The sequence below is a fragment of the Alishewanella longhuensis genome (genome assembly GCF_014653435.1).
In the GTDB taxonomy this organism is placed as follows: domain Bacteria; phylum Pseudomonadota; class Gammaproteobacteria; order Enterobacterales; family Alteromonadaceae; genus Alishewanella; species Alishewanella longhuensis.
In genome coordinates, this window is the sequence record NZ_BNAO01000002.1 from 623,717 (window position 1) to 648,216 (window position 24,500).

Below are 24,500 nucleotides of genomic sequence, written 5' to 3' on the forward strand. Positions count from 1 at the left end.
CCCCCTAGTTGCTGCGGCACTTTTTTGTCAGCACTTCCCGAATTAACTCGGCCATTTGCTGATAACTCCGTGCCTTACTGGAGGTAGATCGCCACACTACCCCAATATCCCGATAGGCATTACCGGCAACAGCGGGCTGGCTGATCAGCTCAGTACCCTCTAGTACGCCACTGTTAATAGCCATTTGCGGCATAAAGGTAACACCCAATTTGTTATTTACCATTTGCGTTAAGGTATGCAGGCTGGTAGCAAAAAACGGGTTTACTTTACGGCTATCTTCCAGCTCACAGGCTTTTACCGCATGGCCACTTAAACAATGCTCGCGCTCTAACAAAAAGATACTTTCATCCGGCCATTGATTAATATCTTTATTAAAACCGCGATCTTGCCAATCTTTATGTAAAACCAGATTAAACATATCTTGCCCCAGTACTTCAGTGTGTAAGGCACCTGTTTCATAAGGCAAGGCGAGCAACACCATATCCAGCCGCCCTTCGTTAAGCGCATGTAAGGAGTTTTCCGAGGTATCTTCGCGCAATAACAGCTGTAAATCCGGAAAGCGTTCGCGGCATAAGCTCATTACTTCGCCAAGCACAAAGGGCGCAATGGTGGGAATACAGCCTAATCTAAAAGGCCCGGTCATCGGTTTGCCCTGGGATTTAGCATAATCGGTTAGCTCTTCGCATTGCTCAATGATTTGCCGTGATAAGCGCACCACATCCTCACCCAAGGGGGTAAAAATAAAGGTTTTGTGATCCCGCTCCAGCAATTGGGTGTCCATGGTTTCTTCTAAATTGGCAATAGCAGCACTTAAGGTCGATTGCCCGACATAGCAGGCGTCAGCCGCCCGACCAAAATGTTGATGCTCATGCAGCGCCAGTAAATATTGCAGCTGTTTAATACTGGGTAATCTTTTCATGTATTTTTCCGATTTAAAGAAGCGTTTTTATATGAAAATTCAGATTACGTTACGCCTAAGCAACGGCAGGATCAAGTGTATTCAGCGGAATCCTGCTCACAGGCTGGACTTTAGCCACATGCACTCTATAACATATGCAAAATAACATATATTATGGCAGTGGATTTAGGCATTTTCGCAGTTATGGGAGCGAGCTGATGGGCATTTTTGAGCGCTATTTATCGGTTTGGGTAGCAATCTGTATTGTTACCGGCGTACTGCTAGGCAACCTGTTTCCACAGGTATTTCAGGCCATTGCAGCACTCGAATATGGCCAAATTAATCTGGTGGTCGCGCTGCTGATTTGGTTAATGATTTACCCCATGATGGTGCAAATTGATTTTTCTGCCATCAAGGATGTCGGTAAAAAACCCAAAGGCCTTGTTCTCACCTTGGTCATGAACTGGCTGGTAAAACCCTTTACTATGGCCGCGCTGGGTTGGTTATTCTTTAAGGTGTTTTTTGCCGGCTGGGTGGATCCGCAAAGTGCCAACGAATATATCGCTGGCATGATTTTACTGGGTGTCGCCCCCTGTACCGCTATGGTCTTCGTTTGGAGCCAACTAACCAAAGGTGATGCGAATTACACGCTGGTGCAGGTGTCAGTGAACGATATTATTATGATTTTTGCTTTTGCGCCCTTAGCCGCACTGCTGTTGGGTGTCAGCGATATCGTGGTGCCCTGGCAAACCCTGTTGTTATCAGTCGTGCTGTATGTGTTATTGCCCCTGATCGCTAGCGTACTTACCCGTAAACGCCTTAACCAAAACAGTAATGCACAAGGCATCAGCCAATTTCTGGCAAAAGCCAAGCCTTGGTCAATGCTTGGTTTACTGGCGACGGTACTGTTACTCTTTGGCTTTCAAGCCGAAACCATAGTAGCTAAGCCGCTCATTATCTTATTAATTGCCATACCATTACTTATTCAAACCTATGGTATCTTTGCTATTACTTATGCCTTAGCGAAAAAAATGCAGCTACCGCACAATATTGCCGCCCCGGCTTGTATGATCAGCACCTCAAATTTTTTCGAATTAGCCGTAGCCGTTGCTATTGCCCTGTTTGGTTTAAATAGCGGTGCTGCGCTGGCCACTGTGGTGGGCGTGTTGGTAGAAGTGCCGGTTATGCTCTCGCTGGTCTATTTTGCCAACAGAACCCGGCATTGGTTTCCCAAAACCTAAAAGATACGCTGGCTGTAGTAAAACAAAACTTATCTAAATGCAGGTTTAGTGGCAAATTTGTAACGAACACAGGGTTTTACCTGGCATTACAGCTCTTAAACAGGCTATAATGCCGACAATGACTTGCAAGCAGACGATTTCTTAAGCAATGAGGACAGGCCGGTGTAATTGAGAACTCAGCACACAAGATTGCAAAAAGTTGAGGCAATGGGTACACAGAGCTACTTTACTGCAATCCCTGTTAATCTGTGTTCCGGCTCAATACCGGTAAGTTTTTTTTGATTGGAAATGTTATGTTGAAATCTATCCAGCAGCACTGGTTTTCTAACACCAAAGCTGATCTGTTATCTGCCCTTGTGGTCGCCTTGGCCTTGATCCCTGAAGCTATTGCTTTTTCTATTATCGCCGGCGTTGATCCCAAAGTAGGTTTATACGCGTCCTTTGCTATCTGTGTCATTATTGCCTTTACCGGTGCCCGCCCGGCGATGATCTCGGCGGCGACCGGCGCGATGGCACTGCTTATGATCACCCTGGTAAAAGAGCATGGCCTGGAATATTTACTGGCCGCTACCCTGCTGACCGGTGTTATTCAAATAATTTTTGGGTTTTTAAAGCTAGGCGATTTAATGCGCTTTGTTTCGCGCTCGGTAGTCACCGGCTTTGTAAATGCCTTAGCCATATTGATTTTTATGGCGCAGTTACCTGAATTAAGCGGCACCTACGGCACCACTACGGTCTATGGCATGACAGCGCTCGGCCTGGCCATTATTTATCTGTTTCCTTATGTCACCAAAGCCATTCCTTCGCCACTGGTTTGTATTGTGGTATTAACGGCACTGGCGCTGTACTTTGATCTGGATATTCGTACCGTGGCAGATATGGGCGAGTTGCCTGATAGCCTGCCTATTTTTCTCTGGCCAGAAGTCCCCCTGAATTTTGCAACCTTACAAATTATCTTCCCATATGCCTTAGCCTTGGCCGTGGTAGGGATTTTAGAGTCCTTAATGACTGCCACTATTGTTGATGATCTTACTGATACTAGCAGTGATAAAAACCGCGAATGTGTCGGTCAGGGTGTGGCCAATATCGGCTCGGGTTTAATAGGCGGTATGGCGGGTTGCGCCATGATTGGCCAGTCGATCATTAATGTGAAATCAGGTGGTCGTACCCGCTTATCAACCTTAATGGCGGGTATCTTATTATTACTGATGGTGGTGTTTTTGGGCGATTGGGTTGGCCTGATCCCGATGGCCGCTTTAGTTGCCGTCATGGTTATGGTGTCAATTGGCACCTTTAGCTGGAGCTCAGTACGCGATCTTAAAACTAACCCGAAAAGCTCCAGTGTGGTGATGATAGCTACCGTTGCTGTCGTCGTCGCTACCCACAATCTGGCTTATGGCGTATTAGTCGGTGTATTGTTAAGTGCACTGTTCTTTGCCAATAAAGTGGGCAACATTCTGTTTATCGGCTCAACCTTGTCGACAGAGGGCCATCAGCGCGATTATCAGGTAGTCGGCCAAGTGTTTTTTAGTTCAGCCGAGCAGTTTATTGCCGCCTTTGACTTTAAAGAAGCCATTGAAAAGGTCACTATCGATCTAAGCAAGGCCCATTTTTGGGATATCACTGCCATTAGCTCCTTAGATAAGGTGGTGCTTAAATTCCGCCGCGAAGGCACCGAAGTTGAACTCATTGGTCTGAATGAAGCCAGTGCCACACTGGTTGATAAATTTGCCATGCACAATCACCCGGATGCGGTGGATAAAATGATGGGCCACTAGGAGCAGCACACTATGACAAATACAATGATTGCGGCTAAAAAAGTTATTGCCTGTATTGATGCCTCACCCTATGCCCAGGCAACCTGCGACGCGGCGATTTGGGCAACACAAAAGCTACAGGCGCCCTTAGCCGTGCTGCATGTGTTACACCGGGCAGTGCATCACACCGCTGCCGATTTAAGTGGCAGTATTGGTTTAGGCTCGCAAGAGGCCTTATTGCAACAATTGGCCGATTTAGACCAGCAAAAAAATAAGCTGTCGTTAGAAAAAGGCCGCTTAATGCTGGATGCCGCCAAAGCGCGCGCTGAGCAAGCCGGCATTAGTCAGGTCGAAGAAAAACTGCGCCATGGCCAGTTAGTCGATACCTTGGCCGAGCTGGCAGATAACATCCGTCTGGTGGTATTAGGTAAACGCGGCCGCAACAGTGCCGAAGCGCATGGTCATATGGGCATGTATCTGGAACAGGTGATCCGCACCTTGCACAAACCTATTCTGATCACGCAACAAAGCTTTACTGCGCCTAAGCGCATTATGCTGGCCTATGATGGCAGTGCCACTGCATTAAAAAGTTTAGAGATGCTGGCACAAAGCCCACTTTGTCAGGGGTTACCCGTGCATTTGGTGATGGCCGGTGCCAATACTGCTGCCAGCAGCGCGCAGATGGCACAAGCGGCAACCATTCTGCAAAATGCCGGTTTTGCTACCACTGTTGCAATAGTCGGTGGTGAGCCAGAAACGGTGCTACATCAGTACCAGCAAGCGCAGCACATTGATTTACTGGTGATGGGGGCCTATGGCCATTCCCGCATTCGCCAGTTTATTGTCGGTAGCACCACTACAGCGATGATTAGCAAAGCAAAATGCGCCTTACTGGTTCTGCGCTAGATGTCAGAGCAAGCTTGTTTGCTACAGACAAGCTGTAACACCGTAAGCTAATCCGACTAAGCTGAACGCAAGCCCTGTTTTATCAGGGCTATTTTTTTCAAGTAACACTGACATAAAAAAAGGCTCTATTAAGAGCCTTTTTTACATCCGTCTAGGGTGCACCTAGCGCAGTCGCTATTACTGCTTAGCGACATTCGTGCCATCTACCCGTAGCGCCTTTAAACGGCGGCCAGAAGCGGATTCATTGACATTAAGAATATGATCGCCAATACGCTCTAAACGATTTAGCATATCAATAAAAATCACACCAGCGCGCGGTGCATAGTCACCACTTTCTAAGCGCTTGTAATGATTATCACGATATTCATCCCGTAACTTATCAATATGATCTTCACGCACCAGCGCTTCTTTCATGCTCACCGCACCGGGCTCTTTCGCCGTGTTCAGCTTCATGGTTGCTATGGCGGCTTTTAACGCTAACATCATTTGCTGCATTTCGGCCGTGGCAGGATCTGGCCAGACTGACTGGGTTTCCGCCATCCGCTCTACCAGTTTAGCTACCTGATAATAGATATCTGCAACACGTTCCATATCATTAATAGCCGTTTGCATAAAACGAATGCGTTCGGTCATCCAATGCTCAAGATTGGTATGCTCACTCACGCCAACCAAGTAGTCCGATATTTCAATTTCCAACACATCCGTTGCATCTTCATACTTACGCACTTTATCAACGAGTGCGGCTTTATCTGCCGTCGGATCGAACAGTAACTCTGTAACCGAGTCATGCATCTTATCAATGACCTCAGCAAAGTGCTGGATCTCTTTTTGCGCTTGCGTAATGGATAAACCAGGCGATGTCATCACGCCAGCACTGATATGGCGCAGATGAAACTCTTCATCTTTACCGCCCCTGTCTGGCTGAATATATTCTACAAACCGCACCAAATACGGGATAAAAGCGAACAAGAAGACGACATTAAGCACATTAAAGGAGGTATGGAATAACGAAAGCCCCAAAGCAGCAGTATCCCTGGTATCAGCGCCACCTGCCATCACCGATGCAGAGCTACCGGTAAAATACTGCATGGTATAATCTATTAGATGCAATGCCGGGTAGATCAACGCCAGCATCCATAGCACGCCAATGACGTTAAAGAAAAAGTGAAAGCGTGCCGCGCGTTTGGCATGCACGTTACCGACCAGGGCCGCAATATTGGCGGTTACCGTAGTACCAATATTCTCCCCCAGAATCATCGCAGCAGCGATAGGAAAGGATATCCAACCTTCAAATACCATAACTAGGGTAATCGCCGTCGCTGCTGATGAAGATTGGGTAAGTAACGTCAGCACAGTGCCGACAAGCACAAATAAAAGTAGCGAGAAATAACCATACTGGGTAAAGCCATCCAGAAACGCAAAAATGGCCGGATTACTGTTAATATCAGGTACAGCACCTTTAATAAAATCAAGACCAATAAATAAAATACCAAAACCGACCATTGCCTCGGCAATATTTCTTAAACGGGTATTTTTAGAGAATAAAAAGGCAAAAAACACCCCTATAACAGCAACGGCAATAGAGGTAATTTTAAATTTAAAACCAAAGAGTGCGACCATCCAGGCGGTAATGGTAGTACCAATATTGGCCCCCATAATCACACCTGTAGATTGTACGAAGGTAAGTAAACCAGCGTTAACAAAGGTAACGGCCATAACGGTGGTTGTGGTTGAAGATTGAGTAATGGCTGTGGTCGCAAAACCGGTCAGAACGCCGGTTAACCGATTGCGCGTCATACCACTTAGAATACCTTTAAGCCGATTGCCGGCTATCTTCTGCAAGCCCTCACTAAAAATCTTCATCCCAAAAATGAAAATACCTAGTGAACCAACTAACTGCAGAAAGTCAAAAAATGTATATGTCATGAGTTATGCCCTAAGCAGAACCTGAAAACAGACGAAAACGCGACCGAAATGACGTTTCGCTGTGTACAGATTCTGTGTTTGCAATATTATGCTTCGGGCGGCATTATACTCAAAGCCACCTGTAATAAGAATGAAATATAATTGAAATATTAGAACTTGCAAAAAAAAACCTTAAACTTTAAAAGCTTAAGGTTCAATTTTTTGGCTTAGCTAGCGGCAAAATCGGTGATTTTAGCTACGAACTTCCTGTTCCAGCTTCTCATGCGTACTATGGCGAACCACTTTCCCTTTCACAAAGAAAATAATGTATTCAGACAAATTCTTGCAGCGATCGCCAATCCGCTCTAACGAGCGAGCCGACCATAAAACATTCATAATCTTTGGAATAGAACGCGGATCTTCGATCATATAAGTCATTAGCTGACGGGTAATGGCCTCGTACTCACGATCGACTTTTTTATCTTCTTTGTGCACCGTCAAGGCGGCTTCAACATCCATTCGGGCAAAGGCGTCTAATACATCGTGCAGCATCTGCGCCACATGACGACCCAGATTATCGAGATTAACTAATAAATCTTGCTGATCGCTGTTAAAAGACTCCAGCGCCACTTTAGCAATACGCCGCGTTTCATCACCAATCCGTTCTAAATCAGCGATGCTCTTTAAAATGGCCATAATTAAGCGTAAGTCGCTGGCAGCAGGTTGGCGCTTAGCAATCATCCGGGTACATTCTTTATCGATTTGCAGTTCCCAATCGTTAACTTTTAGATCGTTTTCAATAACCCGCTGCGCGAGCTCGCTATCGCTATTGGCAATGGCAGCCAGTGCATCATAAAGCTGACGTTCAATTAAGCCGCCCATCGACATCACATGGTTGCGGATTTGTTCCAGTTCTTCGTTAAACTGGCTAGAAATGTGTTTCGATAAATTCAGTTTATCCATAAAATCGCTCCCCTCGGTCTCGTTGTGGCAACGCCAGGACAATTCGTTTAGCCAAAGCGCCCGGTAATATAATCTTCTGTTTGCGGCTCATTCGGATCGGTGAAAATCTTGTTCGTCGCATCAAACTCGACCACCTGGCCTAAATTCATAAAAGCTGTGTAGTCAGAAACCCGCGCAGCCTGCTGCATATTGTGTGTCACTATTACTATAGTATAGTGCTGTTTTAGCTCGTAAATCAGCTCTTCAATCTTTAATGTTGAGATGGGATCCAAAGCTGAGGCGGGTTCATCCAGCAACAATACCTCAGGCTCAATGGCAATGGCCCGTGCTATAACTAATCGTTGCTGCTGGCCACCCGACAATGTTAAGGCATTGTCATGGAGTCGGTTCTTAACTTCTTGCCACAACGCCGCTTTTTCTAACGCTTCTGCCACCATCTCATCAAGCTGCCGGGCACGATTTACACCTTGCAGCCGCAAACCAAAGGCGACATTCTCGTATACCGATAACGGAAAGGGATTAGGTTTTTGAAACACTATACCCACTCTACGACGTAGCTCTGCCAAATCTACACCCGGCCGATAGATATCCTGACCATCCAGTAATACCTGCCCCTGCGTAACAGCCTCTTCTAACAATTCGTTCATCCGGTTGAAGCTGCGCAACAAACTGGATTTACCACAACCAGAAGGGCCAATTAAAGCCGTTACCTTATTGGCCGGAATGTCCAGGCTGATATTGTCTAGCACAGCTTTACCGGCCAGCCTTACTGACAGGTTTTGTGCTGACATCTTCACAGTCGCATTCCTAATAACCGCCATTCTACCCCCTGATTGTGACACTTTTATGAAATTAAGATGTGGTATCGCGGGTTTGCACCCGATAGTACTGACGTAGTCGCATAGCCAGCAGATTCAAACTGCCAATAAGCAGCAACAATACTAACGCAATAGCGTAGACCCTGGGCTCGGCGGCATCTGCATTAGAGCTTTGCAAACCAACATCATAAATATGAAAGCCCAGACTCATAATTTGTTGATCGGCATGCACAAAGGGCCATTCAAGGCTAACAGGTAAACTCGGTGCATATTTAACAACCCCCACAAAAATAAGGGGCGCCACTTCGCCAGCCGCTCGCGAAATCGCTAATACCACCCCTGTAATAAAGGCTGGGCGGGCAACGGGTAAAATTAGCTTTCTTAGCACTTCGGCTTTCGTTGCGCCCAAGGCATAACCGCCAAGCCGTAACGCTACCGGAATACGTGCTAAGCCCTCTTCGGTCGCTACGATCACCACGGGTAAGGTCAGTAATGCCAGAGTTAGCGATACCCAAATCAGGCCTGGCGTACCAAAAGTAGGCTGAGGTAATTGTTCTGCATAAAACAGCTGATCAATACTGCCCCCTAACACATAAACAAAAAACCCCAGGCCAAAAACGCCAAATACTACCGAAGGCACCCCCGCCAGATTATGCACACTCAGGCGCACTAAGCGGACGAGACGGCTATCCTTGGCATACTCGTGCAAGTAAATGCCAGCCATAATGCCGATAGGTGCCACCAGCAACGCCATTAACATAACCGAAACCAGGGTGCCGATAATGGCAGGCAAGATACCACCGGCACTGTTCGCTTCACGTGGTTCACTGCTTAAGAATTGCCACCACTGCACCAGAAACAGCCGCACTTTACTCAGCCAGTTCAGTGTATTGGGTTGTACCCAGATGGCGACATCAGCCTTATCCAGGGTTAAATGGCGGCCAGAAGCCAGGCGCAGCTCCAGCTCACTATCGCTTTGTGCCGTAACAACACCAAAAAGATCGCCGAGCTGTTGATGACGCAATAAACTTAAATCTGGTGGATACTGCCACTCACTCGTCTGCTCCTGCCAATACCAGCGAAACGCGGGCTGCGCGGTGCCGGTATAGCCTTGCTTTACCAGCAAACGCTGCCCTAAACTTTGCGGGTCATACCCTGCTGCTTGTAATTGTTGTGCACTTAGCTGTTGCCGACTGACAACCTCGCCACTAACAACCTGACTTTGCCCCGCCTGCTCATACCGAAACTGCACCAGCTCTGCCGGCCAGAATAAGCTTAATCCCCGACTAAGCATCAATACCGACAACAATAACAACAGCAACAAAATAAATGCCGTTGATAACGCTGCAAAACAATACAGTAGTCGCCCTTGTGCTGAATATTGCCCCATCAATCCAGCCTCTGTAAGTTACGTCTGAGCCGCTGGCGTACCAAATCAGCCAGGGTATTGCAGGTAAATGTAAAGATAAACAGCAAGATAGCAACCAAAAACAGTACCCGGTAATGGCTACTATTTACTGCTGCTTCCGGTAATTCTATTGCCAAGGTAGCGGTGAGACTACGAAGCCCTTCAAATACATTAAAATTTGTAATAGGGTTATTACCCGTCGCCATTAAAATAATCATGGTTTCACCAATAGCGCGGCTTAAACCCAGCATCATAGCGGCCAGAATACCCGGCGCCGCTACCGGCAACATAATACGCTGTACAATTTGCCATTGATTTGCCCCCAAGGCATAAGCCCCTAAGGTTAGCTGTTTCGGGATTTGTGCCAAGGCATCATAACTTAAGCTAAATACGACGGGTAAAACCGCAAAACCCATGGCTAACCCCACCACTAGGGCATTGCGTTGTTGATAATCAATACCTTGCTTACTTAGCCAAGACTGCAAACTACCATCAAAAAAGTAGTATTCTGCCAGCGCAGCCAAGCCAAATGCCGCAGCGGCACTCAGTAGCAACAGCAGCAGCATTAGCAATAAGGTGAGTTTACTGCCGGTGGGACGCTGTAAAAACGCCGGCAGCACGGCCCAGTATTTCGCCAACAAAAAAACGAGCAGCGGCGTAATAGCAACAAACAACAGCAGCGCCAATAAATGCTGCTCTAAAGCCGGTGCCAACCAGATAGCCGCTAAAAAACCAATAATGACAGTTGGAAATAACGCTATTAATTCAATCAAATTACTTAAACGGCTACGCAGTGGCTCGGCCAAATAGCAAACACTGTACAGCGCAGCTAAAATTGCCAGAGGCACCGCCACCAGCATGGCATAAAAGGCTGCTTTTAACGTACCCACAGTGAGTGGCACCAAGGAGTACTTACCCTGGTAAAACTCAGCGCCACCGCTACTTTGCCACACATATTCGGGCTGTTGCCAACTCTCGTACCAGACTTTTTGCCATAAGGTGCGCCAGGAGATCTCAGGATGTTTATTCTGCACAGCCAGAAAACTCAAAGCCTGCTCTTGCTTTAGCAACCAGAGCTGATCGTTAGTCGCATTAAATCGCAGCTCATCGGGTGCCGCCCGTGCCGCGGCCATATCAGGAAATCGTTTTTGCCACAAAGGTTTACTTAGGGTGCTGTAGAATAAACTAAGCCCACCTGCGGCATCTAAGACAGCAAAGCCACTGCGACCAGGCTCTGCAGCAAGGCTAACAATAGCAGCGTTACGCTGTTGAAAAGGCTTAACCCAACTTAACCTGACTTGACCATCTTTGTCAGCTAGCAAAAACCACTGTTTTAACTGACCACTGTTATCACCGGTAATCAGGCTTTGCTGGCCCGCTAACCAGGTAATGGCCGTGAGCGACACCGTTCGATCGGTTAAAGACAAGCGCTGAATACATCCTGCAGTGGGTCTACTTAGCTGCAACAAGCAGGCCTCGCCACTGCGATTGGCCAAAATAACATAACGTTTCAAGGCATCCTGTAACTGAAAATCTATGCTAAAACTTAAAGGTAAGGCAAACTGCTGCAACACCTCAGCAGATATCGCAGTATCCATTACTGCCCGGGGTGGGATCGCTAAGCTTGTCTCTGGTGTTACTGGTAAAGGCCTAAGCTCTGCGGTCGCGGGCTTGAATAATGGCAGTGCTTCAGACATTAAATAGATAAAAATGGCTAATAACGCCACTATCACCGTCACCCCCGCTAAGCTAATCAAGCCGTACCAAAGCGAGTCTAATAAACGCCGTTTAACAGCCCGCCGCTGGCGTTGCTGGGCATCAGGTAAACGGCTTATCCCTAATGTGGTTGGCTCCTGTTGTTTCATAAACCGAGTTCCTGGCTAATTTGTGACACCAGTTCTTCCGGAATCGGCACTAAACCATCACTCAACAGTAATTGCTGGCCCTTTGCCGATAAAATAAAACGCATAAACTCACGCTCGGCTGCTGGCAGTAGCTGCGCTGGGGGTTTATTGACGTAAATATAAAGCAAACGCGCCAAAGGGTAAGCTCCGGAGAGTGCATGCTCGGCTGATGGCAATATCGCTGCAGATTCAGGGTCTTTGCTTACAGCCAACATTTTAACTCCCGCAATTTGCTGGCCAAAACCTGAATACCCTAAACCATTGACACTTAAACTTACGGCCCTAACAACAGCAGCAGCACCCGGTAGCTGTTGTACTTTGTTTTGAAAGTCGTCGTTACATAATGCCCTTTGCCGAAAAAACGCATAGGTACCGGAAGCCGGATTACGGCCATAGACAGCAAGTGGTCGGAACTGCCAGGCACCAGTAAGCCCTAAGTCGCCCCAAAGTGTTACCGCAGGATGATAAGAACAGCGACGATTTTGTGCATAGACGCCTTCGAGCTCTGCCATACTGATCTGCTGCAATGGATTGTCCTGGTGTACATAAAGCGCCAGCATATCCAGTGCCACAGGCACTGCGTAGGCATCATAACCAAAACGGTTACGAAAGCGTCGTTGCTCAGCCATTATCATAGGCCGGCTCATAGGTCCAAAACTGGCGGTACCTTCAATTAAAGCCACTGGCGCTGTCGCCGAACCACTGCTTTGGATCTGAATATTTAACTGAGGATGTTTTGCAACAAACTCCCGTCGCCATAGCATCATCATATTATGCAAGGTATCAGAACCGTTGCTGGATAAAGTCCCTGTGAGTTTCGACAATGCGGGCGACGACAACGCTGGGTATTCCTGCTCGGCAAAATCTGCTGCGGCTTGCTGTCCTGCAGATACATAGCCTGGCAGCAGCAAAGCACAGGCGAGGAGTCCAAGCACGCTAAAGCGGCTAAATTGCATGGTTTTACTATCCAAAAGCATCAATTACATAAAAACAGAAGCCTAATAGTAACGCAGCCATATGACAGCGCCTAGCTTGTGTTGATCTTTGTTAGCCTTTTTTGTAATAAAACTCATCTGCTACTTTAAAAAGATTGAGTTGCGGCTACACTCTAAAGCATAGATTGGGTACATTACATCAATAGTTAGTGAGTTTAATAAGGAAAGCCAGAATGAAGCAGTTGGTACTTACCATTATTGGTAAAGATAAAGCAGGTTTGGTAGAACAATTAGCTAAAGTCATTAATGAGCACCAAGGTAACTGGATGGCGAGTAATCTGAGCCATTTAGCGGGTTATTTTGCCGGTATTGTGCAAATCGAAGTGGCAGAGCCGGATTTAGCGCAGTTAACTACAGCTTTGCAACAGTTAACTGACTTAGATGTGAAAGTGCAACACGGTCAGCAAACTGAATTGGATAAATCGCAACAACTGCGCTTTGTTATCACCGGCAATGATCGCCCGGGTATAGTACGTGAACTTTCCAGCGTGCTTAGTCACAAAGGCGCCAATATTGTGGCCTTTGAAAGCAATAAGCAAAGCGCTCCAAACTGGGGTGTTCCTTTATTTCATGCCGAAGCAACTGTTCAACTTCCCGCAGGTTTACACCGTGACGATGTAACGCTGGCACTGGAGGCCATCGCCACCGATATCGTTGTCGACTTAGAATAGTCTTAGATTTTGGCGATGGCCGCAGAGCTGTCATCGCCATGTCATAAAACTGACATAGAGTGCTTTGCAGGCAGTTAGCAGGAGCAAAAACCATGGAACAGCAAATCACCCCAATTACTCAAGCAGATTACCCCTTATTTCCACGTGAACTTAGCTGGTTAGCTTTTAACGGCCGGGTACTGCAAGAAGCAGCAGACACCCGTAACCCGCCAATAGAGCGGTTACGTTTTTTGGGGATTTACTCCAACAATTTAGATGAGTTTTTCCGGGTACGGGTGGCTGATGTTAAAAGACGGATCTTACTGAAAAAGTATCAAACCTGGGAACATGAAGACGCTGAATTACTGCTGATTGAGATCCAGAACCAAGTACTACAATTAGGGAAACAATTTAACAAGATTTATCTAGATATCCAGTTAGAACTACGCAAGCACAACATCGAACTGATCGACGACAGTAAGATCACTGAATTACAATCAAGTTGGGTACGCAGCTTCTTTAACAGCGAGGTGAAAAAACATATTTCACCCATTATTCTCTCTAGCACCGATGCCTCGCTTGGTAAAATCCTGGAAGATAATACCACTTACCTCATGGTAGAGATGACAGGGTCACACAAACCCGAATATGCCATAGTGCAGGTACCTACAGATGAGGTATCACGCTTTATTGAACTGCCACTGCATTTAAATACCCGCAAGAAAAATGGCCATTATCGGCGGCAAATTATCTTGTTGGATGACATCATTACCCATTGTATCAGCGATTTATTTCAGGGTTTTTTTGAGTTTGACAGCATCTGTGCTTTTTCGTTAAAGCTGACACGCGACGCCGAATACAATATCAGCGATACCCTAGATCAAAGCTTAATTGATAAAATGTCAAAAGGCATCCGGCAGCGATTGAAGTCAGAGCCAACTCGCTTGGTCTATGATGCGGCTATGCCTGAGCAGATGCTAAAAGTACTTACCAAGCAATTAGGTACCAGCTCGGTTGATGCGTTAATTGCCGGCAGTCGCTACCGTAATTTTAAAGACTTTATCGGCTTTCCAAACTTAGGCCATCAAAGTATGGAATTTGCCCCCCTGCCGCCTTTACCTAGTGCTGACTTTGAGCAGCACCCAACAACCTTTGATGCCATTCGCAATAGCGATATTTTGTTGTATTACCCCTATCATAGCTTTGGCTATTTTACCGAATGGGTGCGCCAAGCCTCGTTTGACCCTAAAGTCACCCATATCAAAATTACTATGTATCGGGTAGCCAAGCATTCACGTGTGATCCACTCTTTGCTTGATGCGGTGCGCAACGGTAAAAAGGTTACAGTGGTGGTCGAACTGAAAGCCCGCTTTGATGAAGAGAATAATATTAACTGGGCAAGGCGGATGACCGATGCCGGTATTGAGGTCATTTTTGGTCAAACAACCTTAAAAATTCACTCAAAAATTTGTTTAATTACCCGCCAGGAAAAAGGGAAAGCGGTGCGCTATGGCCATATCGGTACCGGTAACTTTAATGAAAAGACCGCCCGGATTTATACCGATATGAGCTTATTTACCTGCCATCCGGAAATTACCGCTGAAATTGAGCAGGTCTTTGAGTTTATTCAATATTCTTATCGACCTTTTGTGTTTAAACATTTGATTGTTTCACCCACCTGGAGCCGACCAAAGCTACAACAGCTAATCCAACGTGAAATTGATTTTGCCGTCAGCGGCCGCAAAGCCGAAATCTTCTTAAAAGCCAATAACCTGGTCGATGAAGATATTGTCCAGCTATTGTATAAAGCCAGCCAGGCCGGTGTGAAAATCCGGATGATTATTCGCGGCATGTGCTCTTTAGTACCGGGCATTCCGGGAAAAAGTCAGAATATTAAAGTGATCAGTATTTTGGATCGTTTCCTAGAACATGCTCGCGTTTACGTCTTTAGTAATGGCGGTGATACTGATGTGTATATCTCATCTGCGGACTGGATGACCCGCAATATTGACCAACGCGTTGAAGTAGGTGTGCCGTTATTTGATGCAAAAATTAAGCAAACAATTATCAGTACCCTAGATATTCAGTGGCGGGATAATGTTAAAGCCCGTACTATTGATGCTAAGCAAAGTAATTCCTACGTGAAACGCGGCAATAAACGTAATATTCGCTCACAACAGAGTATCTACGATTTATTTGCGGCACAGGCACAACTCTTATTACAACAGGCTGACCCAGAGCTTTGACAACACAAACTATACAAGAATCAGGCACGGCCCCCTATATTGCCGCCGTTGACCTGGGTTCGAACAGTTTCCATATGGTGATTGCCCGGATTGTAAAGGGCGATATACAGCTATTGCACCGCGAAAAGCAAAAGGTGCAATTGGCAGAAGGACTCAATGACGAACTGGTATTAAGTGAGGAAGCTATCGAGCGAGGGCTACAGGTGCTGCGGCAATTTGCCGACACTTTACAACCCTTCGCCCCGCAATCAGTTAGGGTTATTGCCACCTACACCCTGCGCCGGGCCAGAAACTCAGCCACTTTTCTAAGGCGAGCTAAGACCTTGTTCCCTTTTCCGATAGAAGTAATTTCGGGGCAAGAAGAAGCCCGCTTTATCTATCAGGGTGTGGCACATTTCGAGCATTTTAACGGCCGTCGTTTAGTAATCGACATTGGCGGTGGGAGCACCGAGTTTGCTATTGGGGAAGCGGCTCAACCACTGCGCTTAAGCAGCCGTAATATGGGCTGTGTTAGCTATGGTAAAAGCCATTTTAGTCAAGGCAGAATTTCCGCCAGGCGTTTTAGCCGGGCTATTATTCAAGCCGAGCAAGAACTGGAACCCATCGTCAGCAGCTTTAAAACGGCTGGTTGGCAACAGGTTGTCGGCACCTCTGGTACCATTAAAACCATTCGCGACATAATCACGGGTTTCGGTTGGTCTAACGGCGCTATTGAGTTAGAGCAGCTGTTAAAGCTGCGCGATTACCTGGTAAAGTTTGACCATTGCCAGCAATTGGATTTACCGGGCCTAACCGAAGACCGTAAGCTGTTACTGTGTTCTGGTTTAAGCATTTTAATTGCCGCTTTCCAAATGCTGCATATTGACCAGCTCGTTTATATCGATGCCGCACTGCGCGAAGGGGTGCTGTACGAAATGAGCGATCGTATGCAACATATGGATATCCGCGAGCAAACGATGCAAAGTTTGGTAACACGCTATGATATCGATCAAGCTCAAGCGAGTCGGGTGCGGGCTACCGCTATGGCGTTATTTGAGCAAGTTAAAATAAGTTGGCAACTGGATGACGAGGACGCCTTGCTCCTGGGTTTTGCCGCGACAGTGTTTGAAATAGGCTTACATATTAACTCCTCCGGCGTGCAAAAACATTCAGCCTATATTCTGCAACATGCAAACTTACCTGGCTTTAACCAGGAGCAACAGAATTTACTGGCCTGTTTGGTACGCTTTCACCGGCGAAAAATCCGCGCCGATGAAATCCCCTATTTCAGCTTATATGATATACCTGTGGTGATTAACTTACTGGTGCTGCTGCGGATGGCAGTATTGCTAAACCAAAAACGCCGTGACGACTTTTTGCCACCACTCAGTGCTCAAGCCGGTGTGCAACAACTGCAACTGCAATTATCACCTGATTGGTTACAGCAACAAACGGTATTAAGTGCCGATTTACAGCAAGAACAAAAACTTTTAAAGAAAATTGCTTTTAAACTGGAGATCCCGGCTCTGCAAGATTTACTTTGTCAAGCAGACAGCGGCAACACAACAGACGTATAGCATGCTTAGTGCGGGCCAATGTTTAGGCCCATTATTTTCATTTCACTTTAAACTTGGCTCTTTTCTTTGGTGTTTGCGTGCCAAGCACCAGCTCTGGTGGTAATGCAAAAGAGAAAGTACTGCCCTTGCCTTGCTCTGAAAAAATCAGCAACTGGCTGTTATGCCGTGACAACACATGTTTAACGATGGCCAAGCCAAGCCCTGTACCACCGGTATTTCTGGCTCTGGCTTGATCTACCCGATAAAAACGCTCCGTCAAACGCTTTACATGATGCGCTGCAATCCCCTCGCCATTATCACTAACCGTAAACACGGCCTTTTGATGCTCACGTTGCCAGCTAACACTAATTTCGCCACCCGCTGGCGTGTATTTAATGGCGTTTGTTACCAGGTTAGAAAAAGCACTGCGCAGTTCATCCTGGGCACCGGTAACCTTGAGGTCCTGGTCAATTGTGAAAGTGAGCTTATGCTGCTTCTCCCGATTTAAGGTTTCTGCTTCTTGCTCAATTAACCGCAACATAGCAGGCACATCCACTTCTTGTTCGAATTGCACCCGCGCAGCAGCCTCGATCCGCGATAAGGTGAGCAGTTGCTGCACTAGCGCATCCATGCGCCGGGTTTGCTCTAACATCACCGGATGGGCTTTTTGCCAAATGGTATGAGCAGGTTGACTGTCGCTGTCCATTACCTCTAAGTAACCCTGTAATACCGTTAGCGGTGTGCGTAGCTCGTGCGAAACATTGGCAACAAAGTCTTTTCGGATCTGTTCTAACTGCTTTAACTGGGTAATATCACGCACGATTAACAGAAACTGCGCCTTGCCATAAGGCATCATTTTACATTCCAACATGATGCTGGAAGAGGTTGGTGACATCACTTCTAAGGGCTGTTGAAAATGCTGTAACTTAAGATATTGGTGAAACTCGGGGGAGCGGATTAAGTTATCAATACGTTGACCTTCATCGAGCGGCCAGCGCAAACCTACAAGTAGTTGCGCCAACTTATTACACCAGATAATACTCCAATCTTCGCTTAGTACCACTACCGCCTCGGGCAGGGCCTCGGCACCATCACGGAAACGGCGGACTAAGGTGCGCAGTTCCTTACGTTTACGCCGCTCGCGCCGTTGCTGAAAATAAATGCCATCAAAAATCTGTTGCCAGCTACCGTCACCTGCAGGTGGTGTTAGCTTGCGATCACGCCATAGCCACTTATCCAGCAGGAAAATGTGTTTATATTGCCACCACAGGTGCCCCAGGCTGAGTAAAAGCAGCACCAACAGCACCTTGCCAAAGATCCAACCAAAAAAAGTGGCTAAACCGTAAATCAGTACCACTTTAGCCAGCAGATTTCGCTTTGACAATAATAAACGCATTAGTGACTACTTAGCTGAGAAACGGTAACCAGAGCCCCGGACGGTTTGGACCAGCCGATCATGCCCCGCTGGCGAAATGGCTTTACGTAAACGGCGAATATGCACATCAACAGTCCGATCTTCCACATAAACATTAGTTCCCCAGACATGATCCAGCAATTGCTCGCGGCTATAAACCCGTTCCGGATGTGTCATAAAGAAGTGCAGCAACCTAAACTCGGTAGGCCCCATATCCAAGGGTTGCTCTTCCGCCGTTACCCGGTGTGAAACTGGATCCAGTTTTAAACCTTGTACTTCTATAACATCATCTAAACTGGTAGGTGCAACCCGACGAATCACTGCCTTGATCCGCGCCATCAACTCTTTTGGCGAGAATGGCTTAGTGACATAATCGTCAGCACCCACTTCCAGACCGCGGACCTTATCTTCTTCCTCACCGCGAGCTGTAATCATAATAATCGGAATATTCCGGGTTAGCTCATGTTGTTTCATCTTTTTAGCTATTTGAATACCGCTACCACCTGGTAACATCCAGTCTAACAAGACGAGATCGGGATAGGGTTCAACTAAATTACTGATTGCGGCTTCAAAATCTTCGGCAACACTCGCCTGATAGCCATTTTGCTCTAATACAAAACACAGCATATCACGGATGGGTGCTTCATCTTCGACAACCAAAATTCTTCTCGACATAGCTTGCTACCATATTAACTATAATGTGCCAATTATGCGGCCATATTATGACATTTTTATGAAATGAAACAGTTAACTTATTATTTTCAGTATAGAAACTAAAAGGTTATTTAGCACTGTACAGCAATAGTAGAAAAAGCATTTTAAAATGGATAAGCGTAGATCAAAAAAGCCCCGCAAGCGGGGCTAAAACACTCAACAACAGGCTAGAACACTGACAACTTAGAAGTTGTATTGTACGCCTAACGACAGACCACTGCTGTCTTTACCCGGCACTGCTGCTAACTGGGTATCACGACCACCCGCCGATACACGGAAAGCCGCTGCGTCATCGTTAGAGGTGATGCCGTAGGCTACGTATAAGGTTAAATCTTTACCTAAACGACGATCCGCACCAATTACTAACATAGAGGCGCCTGAATCGGCTGCATCGTTATCATCAGCAACATAGTACTGGCTGCGTAAGGTGTAATCACCCATTTTATAGCTGGCACCTACACCGTATACATTACGGTCGCCACCTGGTACATCGCTGGCGCTTTGGAACATACCTGACACACGGAAGTCAGACGTGACATCGTAGTAAGCACCTAAGCGTAACGCGTTTGGATCTAAACCATTTTGACCTTCAAAAGTCTCATAAGCGATAGCTGCGTAGAAGCCTTTCACCTCGTAGCTTAACGCCATGCTGTAAGACTCTTGTACATTGTCTACAGTGGCACCCGCGTTATTGTGTGGCGTGTAATGAATATCAAATACAAAGTTGCCAAATTTAGGCGTTTGGTAATGCACGCCGTTTTTGTAACGCTCGTCAAACACGTTACCGATGTTGGCATTGGTGCTACCACTGGTAGAGGTGCGAGTCAGGTTACGGATATCGCCGATGCGATCACCAAACATATCAACTTTGCCACGTACTGCTTTTAATGGTGTATCAAACTGACCTAAACGCACAGTACCAAAGTTACCACGGATACCGACGAATGAATCGCGCGATGCCCAGCTACCAGCGCCTTCATCAAAACGAATATTTTGCTCAATTTGTACGAAAGCTTCTAAACCACCTTCAATTTCCGTTTTCGCACGGAAACCTAAACGGCTTGAGTTACTTGATACGTTAGTGCCGCTATCTACGCCATTGTCCAGCGAATCAACTGACAAATGTGCGCGACCATAAATTTGTACATCAGCAGCTAACGCAGGTACGGCAAACAATGAACTAAGGGCTGCCGCAACTAGGCTTAATTTGATCGTTTTCATGGGATTCTCCTGATAATATTTTTATAAGCTGGTTTGTTTTCGATGGGGATATTATCAGCAGCTTAAATGTCAGATTAATGGCTTTTTTTTGAAGCTTTTATGACAGCGGCAGGAAATGCTCTAGCGCGTACCTTAGAAAAGTGCCGCTAAAAAAGGCCGGAGAACCGGCCTGAAAAGTGATCTTGCTAAAACCAGATTAACCGTAGCGCCCGGTAATGTAATCTTCGGTTCTCTTCTGTGTCGGGTTAGTAAAGACATCGTTCGTTACCCCCAGTTCAATCAGGTTGCCCAGATGGAAAAAGGCCGTTCTATCAGATACCCGCGCCGCTTGCTGCATATTGTGGGTAACAATGACGATGGTAAAATTCTGTTTTAACTCAGCAATCAACTCCTCAATGATAGAGGTCGCAATCGGGTCCAAAGCGGAGCAAGGCTCATCCATTAGAATAACTTCCGGGCTTACCGCTATAGTACGGGCAATACATAACCGCTGCTGCTGACCACCGGACAACCCTGTGCCAGGTTGATTCAAACGATCTTTCACTTCTTCCCATAAACCGGCACGGCGTAAGCTCGACTCCACTACATCATCTAAATCAGACTTTTTGCTGGCCAAACCATGTAATTTGGGGCCATAGGCAATATTGTCATAGATAGACTTTGGAAAAGGGTTAGGCTTTTGGAACACCATGCCAACCTGCGCCCGCAGCTGCACCACATCCAGTGAAGGATGATAAATATCCTGACCATCTAAGGCTATCTGACCCGTTACCCGGCAAATATCAATGGTATCGTTCATCCGGTTTAAGCAACGTAAAAAGGTCGATTTACCGCAACCCGATGGGCCGATAAAGGCAATCACTTCGTTTTCCATAATATCCATATCGATACCATGAATAGCCTGGTTAGTACCATAAAACACTTTTACATCACGCGCGGTCATTTTTACCTTGGCCGCGTCATTTAATACTGTACTTTCACTCATTATCTTGTCCTGTATTCAAAATAGGGTTCGGGGTGCCAGCCAAGGCGTTTTACCAGCGCACTTCATACCGCTTACGTAACCAAATTGCTAAGCTATTTAGTGATAACATTAATGCCAGCAATACAATAATGGCAGCAGAGGTTCTGGCTTCAAAGAAATTACGCAATTCATTACCCTGCCATAAATAAATTTGTACGGGTAAGGCTGTAGATTGTTCCATGGCACTGCTGGGTATTGACGCAACGAACGACTTCATACCAATCAGTAGTAAAGGTGCCGATTCACCTAAGGCTTGCGCCACACCGATAATAGAGCCGGTTAAAATACCTGGGATAGCCAGCGGTAATACATGATGGAAGACGGCCTGGCTCTTAGAAGCCCCCAACCCCAACGCCGCCTGGCGAATTGAAGGTGGGATAGCTTTTAAAGTAGAGCGGGTAGCAATAATCACTGTAGGCAGTGTCATTAACGTTAATACCAAGCCACCGACTACCGGCGCTGACATGGGTAAATTAAACCAGCCAATAAAAATAGAGGCGCCCAGTAGACCAAAGACAATAGAAGGTACTGCAGCCAAGTTATTGATATTAACTTCGACTAAATCCGTTAGTTTGTTTTTAGGTGCGAACTCTTCTAAATAGATAGCCGCGGCAACGCCCATTGGAATGGCCAGCACTATCACCACCAACATCATATAAAGTGAGCCCATAAAAGCACCCGCCAAACCTGCAGAGGCTAAAGAACTACGCGAATCAGGGTTCATAAATAGGGCAAAACTAAAGCGGTTTTGAATAACCCCCTGCGCTTTCAGGCTTTCTACCCATTCGCGCACTTTTGGACTCAGCTGCTGCTGTGCATCTCCCAGTGAACGATCAATATTACCTTTTAACCACACATCAATATTGGCATCTGTTAGTAAAAACAGACTTTGGGTACTACCAATAATGCTCGGATCCTTAATTACCAGATCACGAATGGCAAAACGCTCACCCGAAGTAACAATTCGCTGCAAATCGCGGCGATGCTCATTAGCATCCGGAATAACTTTTTGTAAACCGTCAACAATTAACCGGTTGAAGTTAATCATACCAACGGCTGAGCGCCATTCCAGATCCCGCTGCCGGAATTCGTTATCACTCTCGCCTGCTTGTTGCACAGGTTTTTCCGCAATCTTTACCACGGCCGGATCAAAGTAAATATCCAGTTTAATCGCATGTTGCCAAAAAGCAGGTAAGCCTTTAGAAAAAATATTTACAAATAACAGCACCACTAACAAAATACTGATAGATACCGCTGCAACACCTGCACCGCGAAACAACTTTTCCTGCCGATGGCGTTTTTGCAGAGAATTCACCACCTGCTGCTGAACTTTGCTTCTGGTAGCCGCATTACCTTTAAGGTTTTTCACTTCAGTAGTCATCTTTTATTACTCGTATTGTTCACGGTATTTACGCACTATCACCAAGGCAACCACGTTTAACAGCAGCGTAATTACAAATAAGGTGAGGCCCAGAGCAAAAGCCACCAATGATTGCGGACTGGCAAAGTCATTGTCGCCCGTAAGCTGATTAACAATAGTCACCGTTACTGTCGATACCGCTTCGAACGGATTAGCAGTAAGTGAAGGACTGTTACCGGCAGCCAGTACCACTATCATGGTTTCACCGATGGCCCGGCTAACAGCCAGCAGCACAGCACCCACTATGCCAGGTAAGGCTGCTGGCAATACCACTTTACGAATAGTTTCTGACTTTGTTGCACCCAAGCCTAGTGAACCATCACGCAAGGCTTTAGGAACCTGAGTTAAGATATCGTCCGACAATGAAGAGATAAAAGGAATAAGCATAATGCCCATCACCACACCCGCAGTAAGCGCCGACGTCGCCCGAATGGTTAAGCCCAGCATAGCGCCTAAATCGGTTAAAAACGGCCCCACTGTAACCAGAGCAAAGAAACCATAAACGATAGTAGGTATGCCGGCCAGCACTTCAATAACGGGTTTAACCGTGTTACGTACTTTGCTTGGTGCGTATTCTGCCATATAAATAGCGACCATCAAGCCTAGTGGTATTGCGACCAACATAGCAATAAATGCCACCAACATAGTGCCAGACAGCAATGGCAGTAAACCAAAGCTGCCTTGACTGCCCGTTAACGAGCCATCCGCGACACCTGCGGTGGAAAAACGTGGGTTCCAGGTAGTCCCAAAGAAGAAGTCAGAAGGTTTGATAAAAGTAAAAAACTTCAGTGTCTCCCCTACCATCGATAATACGATACCGATAGTGGTTAAAATGGCTACTGTTGAACAAAGCAACAACAGTCCCATCATCACTTTCTCGACTTGATGGCGGGCACGCAGTGAAGGCTGAATTTTCCTAAAGCTAAGCAATAACCCTACTGAAGCGACAATAAACATTAAGGCCGTTAACATTAAGGCACTTTGCTGGCGTAACGCCTGCAAATAGTTAGCCGCATTAAGCTCCCACTCTGCAGCCTCTGCGACTATACCAAAGTTCGCCGCCAGATTACTGATCCGACGCATAATGATAGCTGCCTGCTCGCCATCAGGCAGATGCTCTGCCGGAATAGAGGCCAAGACCATGCTTTGAATAACACCAGGTGAAAACCAGTTCCACAGCAGCATAATGAACAATGGCGGTAACACCGCCCAAAGCCCTACCATCATACCGTAGTGGTGTGGTCGTGAATGCATGATGGCACTGTTATTGCCACCGGCCAGACTACGGCTGCGTACCATACCAAATTGGTAGGCGACAGCCATTAGTACCAGCAACATTAAAATTAAAGAAAAGTTGTTCATCAGTACTCCGCTACTGAACAGAGATCAGGGTCTGCTTAAAATGATAACGCCGCTAGATTGCAGTTTTATGACAACTGCAATGCTTACTTAACGAAAAGCAAAAGGCCACCCGCAGGTGG

At 46.5% G+C, this 24,500-nt stretch carries 19 protein-coding genes; 6 read left to right on the forward strand and 13 right to left on the reverse strand.

Annotated features, from left to right (window positions below; all coding sequences use genetic code 11):
- Nucleotides 1-4: 4 nt before the first annotated feature.
- Nucleotides 5-919: a hydrogen peroxide-inducible genes activator gene (locus tag IE163_RS06950; protein WP_189431581.1), complete on the reverse strand. Its 915-nt coding sequence runs from the start codon at nucleotides 917-919 to the stop codon at nucleotides 5-7.
- Nucleotides 920-1,116: 197 nt separating this feature from the next.
- Here IE163_RS06950 and arsB point away from each other — a divergent pair, with 197 nt between their 5' ends.
- The 3 genes from arsB to IE163_RS06965 all read left to right on the forward strand — a co-directional run bounded on the left by arsB (nucleotide 1,117) and on the right by IE163_RS06965 (nucleotide 4,802).
- Nucleotides 1,117-2,139 (forward strand): ACR3 family arsenite efflux transporter, encoded by a 1,023-nt coding sequence (gene arsB / locus IE163_RS06955; protein WP_189431583.1) that lies wholly within the window; start codon nucleotides 1,117-1,119, stop codon nucleotides 2,137-2,139.
- Between the two features lie 293 nt (nucleotides 2,140-2,432).
- Nucleotides 2,433-3,917, forward strand: a complete 1,485-nt coding sequence (locus IE163_RS06960) for a SulP family inorganic anion transporter (protein ID WP_189431584.1) — start codon at nucleotides 2,433-2,435, stop codon at nucleotides 3,915-3,917.
- Nucleotides 3,918-3,929: 12 nt separating this feature from the next.
- Entirely contained in the window at nucleotides 3,930-4,802 is an 873-nt protein-coding gene (locus IE163_RS06965) for a universal stress protein (RefSeq protein ID WP_229833461.1), read from the forward strand.
- Nucleotides 4,803-4,979: 177 nt separating this feature from the next.
- On the opposite strand, the gene IE163_RS06970 is transcribed toward IE163_RS06965, so the two are convergent.
- The 6 genes from IE163_RS06970 to IE163_RS06995 form a co-directional block, all read right to left on the reverse strand.
- Nucleotides 4,980-6,728, reverse strand: coding sequence for a Na/Pi cotransporter family protein (locus IE163_RS06970; RefSeq protein WP_189431585.1), 1,749 nt, complete (start codon nucleotides 6,726-6,728; stop codon nucleotides 4,980-4,982).
- A gap of 231 nt (nucleotides 6,729-6,959) precedes the next feature.
- Nucleotides 6,960-7,670, reverse strand: a complete 711-nt coding sequence (gene phoU, locus IE163_RS06975; RefSeq protein WP_189431587.1) for a phosphate signaling complex protein PhoU — start codon at nucleotides 7,668-7,670, stop codon at nucleotides 6,960-6,962.
- 47 nt (nucleotides 7,671-7,717) lie between these two features.
- A complete protein-coding gene (gene pstB / locus IE163_RS06980; protein WP_189431589.1) occupies nucleotides 7,718-8,491 on the reverse strand; it encodes a phosphate ABC transporter ATP-binding protein PstB in 774 nt (257 codons plus the stop codon).
- A 31-nt stretch (nucleotides 8,492-8,522) separates the two neighbouring features.
- Nucleotides 8,523-9,878: a phosphate ABC transporter permease PstA gene (gene pstA, locus IE163_RS06985; protein WP_189431591.1), complete on the reverse strand. Its 1,356-nt coding sequence runs from the start codon at nucleotides 9,876-9,878 to the stop codon at nucleotides 8,523-8,525.
- A complete protein-coding gene (locus IE163_RS06990) occupies nucleotides 9,878-11,761 on the reverse strand; it encodes an ABC transporter permease subunit (protein WP_189431593.1) in 1,884 nt (627 codons plus the stop codon). The genes pstA (IE163_RS06985) and IE163_RS06990 overlap by 1 nt, the downstream gene beginning before the upstream one ends.
- A complete protein-coding gene (locus tag IE163_RS06995; protein ID WP_189431595.1) occupies nucleotides 11,758-12,756 on the reverse strand; it encodes a PstS family phosphate ABC transporter substrate-binding protein in 999 nt (332 codons plus the stop codon). Before IE163_RS06995 ends, IE163_RS06990 begins: the two co-directional genes overlap by 4 nt.
- A gap of 212 nt (nucleotides 12,757-12,968) precedes the next feature.
- On the opposite strand from IE163_RS06995, the gene IE163_RS07000 reads away from it, so the two are divergent.
- From IE163_RS07000 to IE163_RS07010, 3 genes are all read left to right on the forward strand, one after another.
- Nucleotides 12,969-13,466: a glycine cleavage system transcriptional repressor gene (locus IE163_RS07000; protein ID WP_189431597.1), complete on the forward strand. Its 498-nt coding sequence runs from the start codon at nucleotides 12,969-12,971 to the stop codon at nucleotides 13,464-13,466.
- A gap of 92 nt (nucleotides 13,467-13,558) precedes the next feature.
- On the forward strand, nucleotides 13,559-15,691 hold the full coding sequence (gene ppk1 / locus IE163_RS07005; protein WP_189431599.1) for a polyphosphate kinase 1: 2,133 nt from the start codon (nucleotides 13,559-13,561) through the stop codon (nucleotides 15,689-15,691).
- Complete coding sequence (locus tag IE163_RS07010; RefSeq protein ID WP_229833462.1) at nucleotides 15,688-17,247, forward strand: Ppx/GppA phosphatase family protein; 1,560 nt, start codon at nucleotides 15,688-15,690, stop codon at nucleotides 17,245-17,247. The genes ppk1 and IE163_RS07010 overlap by 4 nt, the downstream gene beginning before the upstream one ends.
- 37 nt (nucleotides 17,248-17,284) lie before the next feature.
- On the opposite strand, the gene phoR is transcribed toward IE163_RS07010, so the two are convergent.
- The 6 genes from phoR to pstC form a co-directional block, all read right to left on the reverse strand.
- Nucleotides 17,285-18,622: a phosphate regulon sensor histidine kinase PhoR gene (gene phoR / locus IE163_RS07015; RefSeq protein ID WP_189431601.1), complete on the reverse strand. Its 1,338-nt coding sequence runs from the start codon at nucleotides 18,620-18,622 to the stop codon at nucleotides 17,285-17,287.
- Nucleotides 18,623-18,628: 6 nt separating this feature from the next.
- Nucleotides 18,629-19,315 (reverse strand): phosphate regulon transcriptional regulator PhoB, encoded by a 687-nt coding sequence (gene phoB, locus IE163_RS07020; protein WP_189431603.1) that lies wholly within the window; start codon nucleotides 19,313-19,315, stop codon nucleotides 18,629-18,631.
- A gap of 222 nt (nucleotides 19,316-19,537) precedes the next feature.
- Entirely contained in the window at nucleotides 19,538-20,575 is a 1,038-nt protein-coding gene (locus IE163_RS07025) for a porin (RefSeq protein WP_189431604.1), read from the reverse strand.
- Between the two features lie 196 nt (nucleotides 20,576-20,771).
- Nucleotides 20,772-21,560, reverse strand: a complete 789-nt coding sequence (gene pstB / locus IE163_RS07030) for a phosphate ABC transporter ATP-binding protein PstB (RefSeq protein WP_189431606.1) — start codon at nucleotides 21,558-21,560, stop codon at nucleotides 20,772-20,774.
- Between the two features lie 49 nt (nucleotides 21,561-21,609).
- The gene (gene pstA, locus IE163_RS07035) at nucleotides 21,610-22,980 is read right to left on the reverse strand and encodes a phosphate ABC transporter permease PstA (protein ID WP_189431609.1); all 1,371 of its coding nucleotides are present in this window, start codon (nucleotides 22,978-22,980) and stop codon (nucleotides 21,610-21,612) included.
- A gap of 6 nt (nucleotides 22,981-22,986) precedes the next feature.
- Nucleotides 22,987-24,381 (reverse strand): phosphate ABC transporter permease subunit PstC, encoded by a 1,395-nt coding sequence (pstC, locus tag IE163_RS07040; protein ID WP_189431611.1) that lies wholly within the window; start codon nucleotides 24,379-24,381, stop codon nucleotides 22,987-22,989.
- Nucleotides 24,382-24,500 lie beyond the last annotated feature (119 nt).

Excerpts from the sequence above, each read along its gene's own strand:
- IE163_RS06990 (WP_189431593.1), bottom strand. The coding sequence starts at position 11,761 with ATGAAACAACAGGAGCCAACCACATTAGGGATAAGCCGTTTACCTGAT.
- IE163_RS06950 (WP_189431581.1), bottom strand. The coding sequence starts at position 919 with ATGAAAAGATTACCCAGTATTAAACAGCTGCAATATTTACTGGCGCTG.
- IE163_RS07025 (WP_189431604.1), bottom strand. The coding sequence starts at position 20,575 with ATGAAAACGATCAAATTAAGCCTAGTTGCGGCAGCCCTTAGTTCATTG.
- IE163_RS06965 (WP_229833461.1), top strand. The coding sequence starts at position 3,930 with ATGACAAATACAATGATTGCGGCTAAAAAAGTTATTGCCTGTATTGAT.
- pstB (WP_189431606.1), bottom strand. The coding sequence starts at position 21,560 with ATGAGTGAAAGTACAGTATTAAATGACGCGGCCAAGGTAAAAATGACC.
- pstA (WP_189431591.1), bottom strand. The coding sequence starts at position 9,878 with ATGGGGCAATATTCAGCACAAGGGCGACTACTGTATTGTTTTGCAGCG.
- phoR (WP_189431601.1), bottom strand. The coding sequence starts at position 18,622 with ATGCGTTTATTATTGTCAAAGCGAAATCTGCTGGCTAAAGTGGTACTG.
- pstB (WP_189431589.1), bottom strand. The coding sequence starts at position 8,491 with ATGGCGGTTATTAGGAATGCGACTGTGAAGATGTCAGCACAAAACCTG.
- arsB (WP_189431583.1), top strand. The coding sequence starts at position 1,117 with ATGGGCATTTTTGAGCGCTATTTATCGGTTTGGGTAGCAATCTGTATT.
- IE163_RS06995 (WP_189431595.1), bottom strand. The coding sequence starts at position 12,756 with ATGCAATTTAGCCGCTTTAGCGTGCTTGGACTCCTCGCCTGTGCTTTG.
- ppk1 (WP_189431599.1), top strand. The coding sequence starts at position 13,559 with ATGGAACAGCAAATCACCCCAATTACTCAAGCAGATTACCCCTTATTT.
- IE163_RS06960 (WP_189431584.1), top strand. The coding sequence starts at position 2,433 with ATGTTGAAATCTATCCAGCAGCACTGGTTTTCTAACACCAAAGCTGAT.
- IE163_RS06970 (WP_189431585.1), bottom strand. The coding sequence starts at position 6,728 with ATGACATATACATTTTTTGACTTTCTGCAGTTAGTTGGTTCACTAGGT.
- phoU (WP_189431587.1), bottom strand. The coding sequence starts at position 7,670 with ATGGATAAACTGAATTTATCGAAACACATTTCTAGCCAGTTTAACGAA.
- IE163_RS07000 (WP_189431597.1), top strand. The coding sequence starts at position 12,969 with ATGAAGCAGTTGGTACTTACCATTATTGGTAAAGATAAAGCAGGTTTG.
- pstA (WP_189431609.1), bottom strand. The coding sequence starts at position 22,980 with ATGACTACTGAAGTGAAAAACCTTAAAGGTAATGCGGCTACCAGAAGC.
- pstC (WP_189431611.1), bottom strand. The coding sequence starts at position 24,381 with ATGAACAACTTTTCTTTAATTTTAATGTTGCTGGTACTAATGGCTGTC.
- phoB (WP_189431603.1), bottom strand. The coding sequence starts at position 19,315 with ATGTCGAGAAGAATTTTGGTTGTCGAAGATGAAGCACCCATCCGTGAT.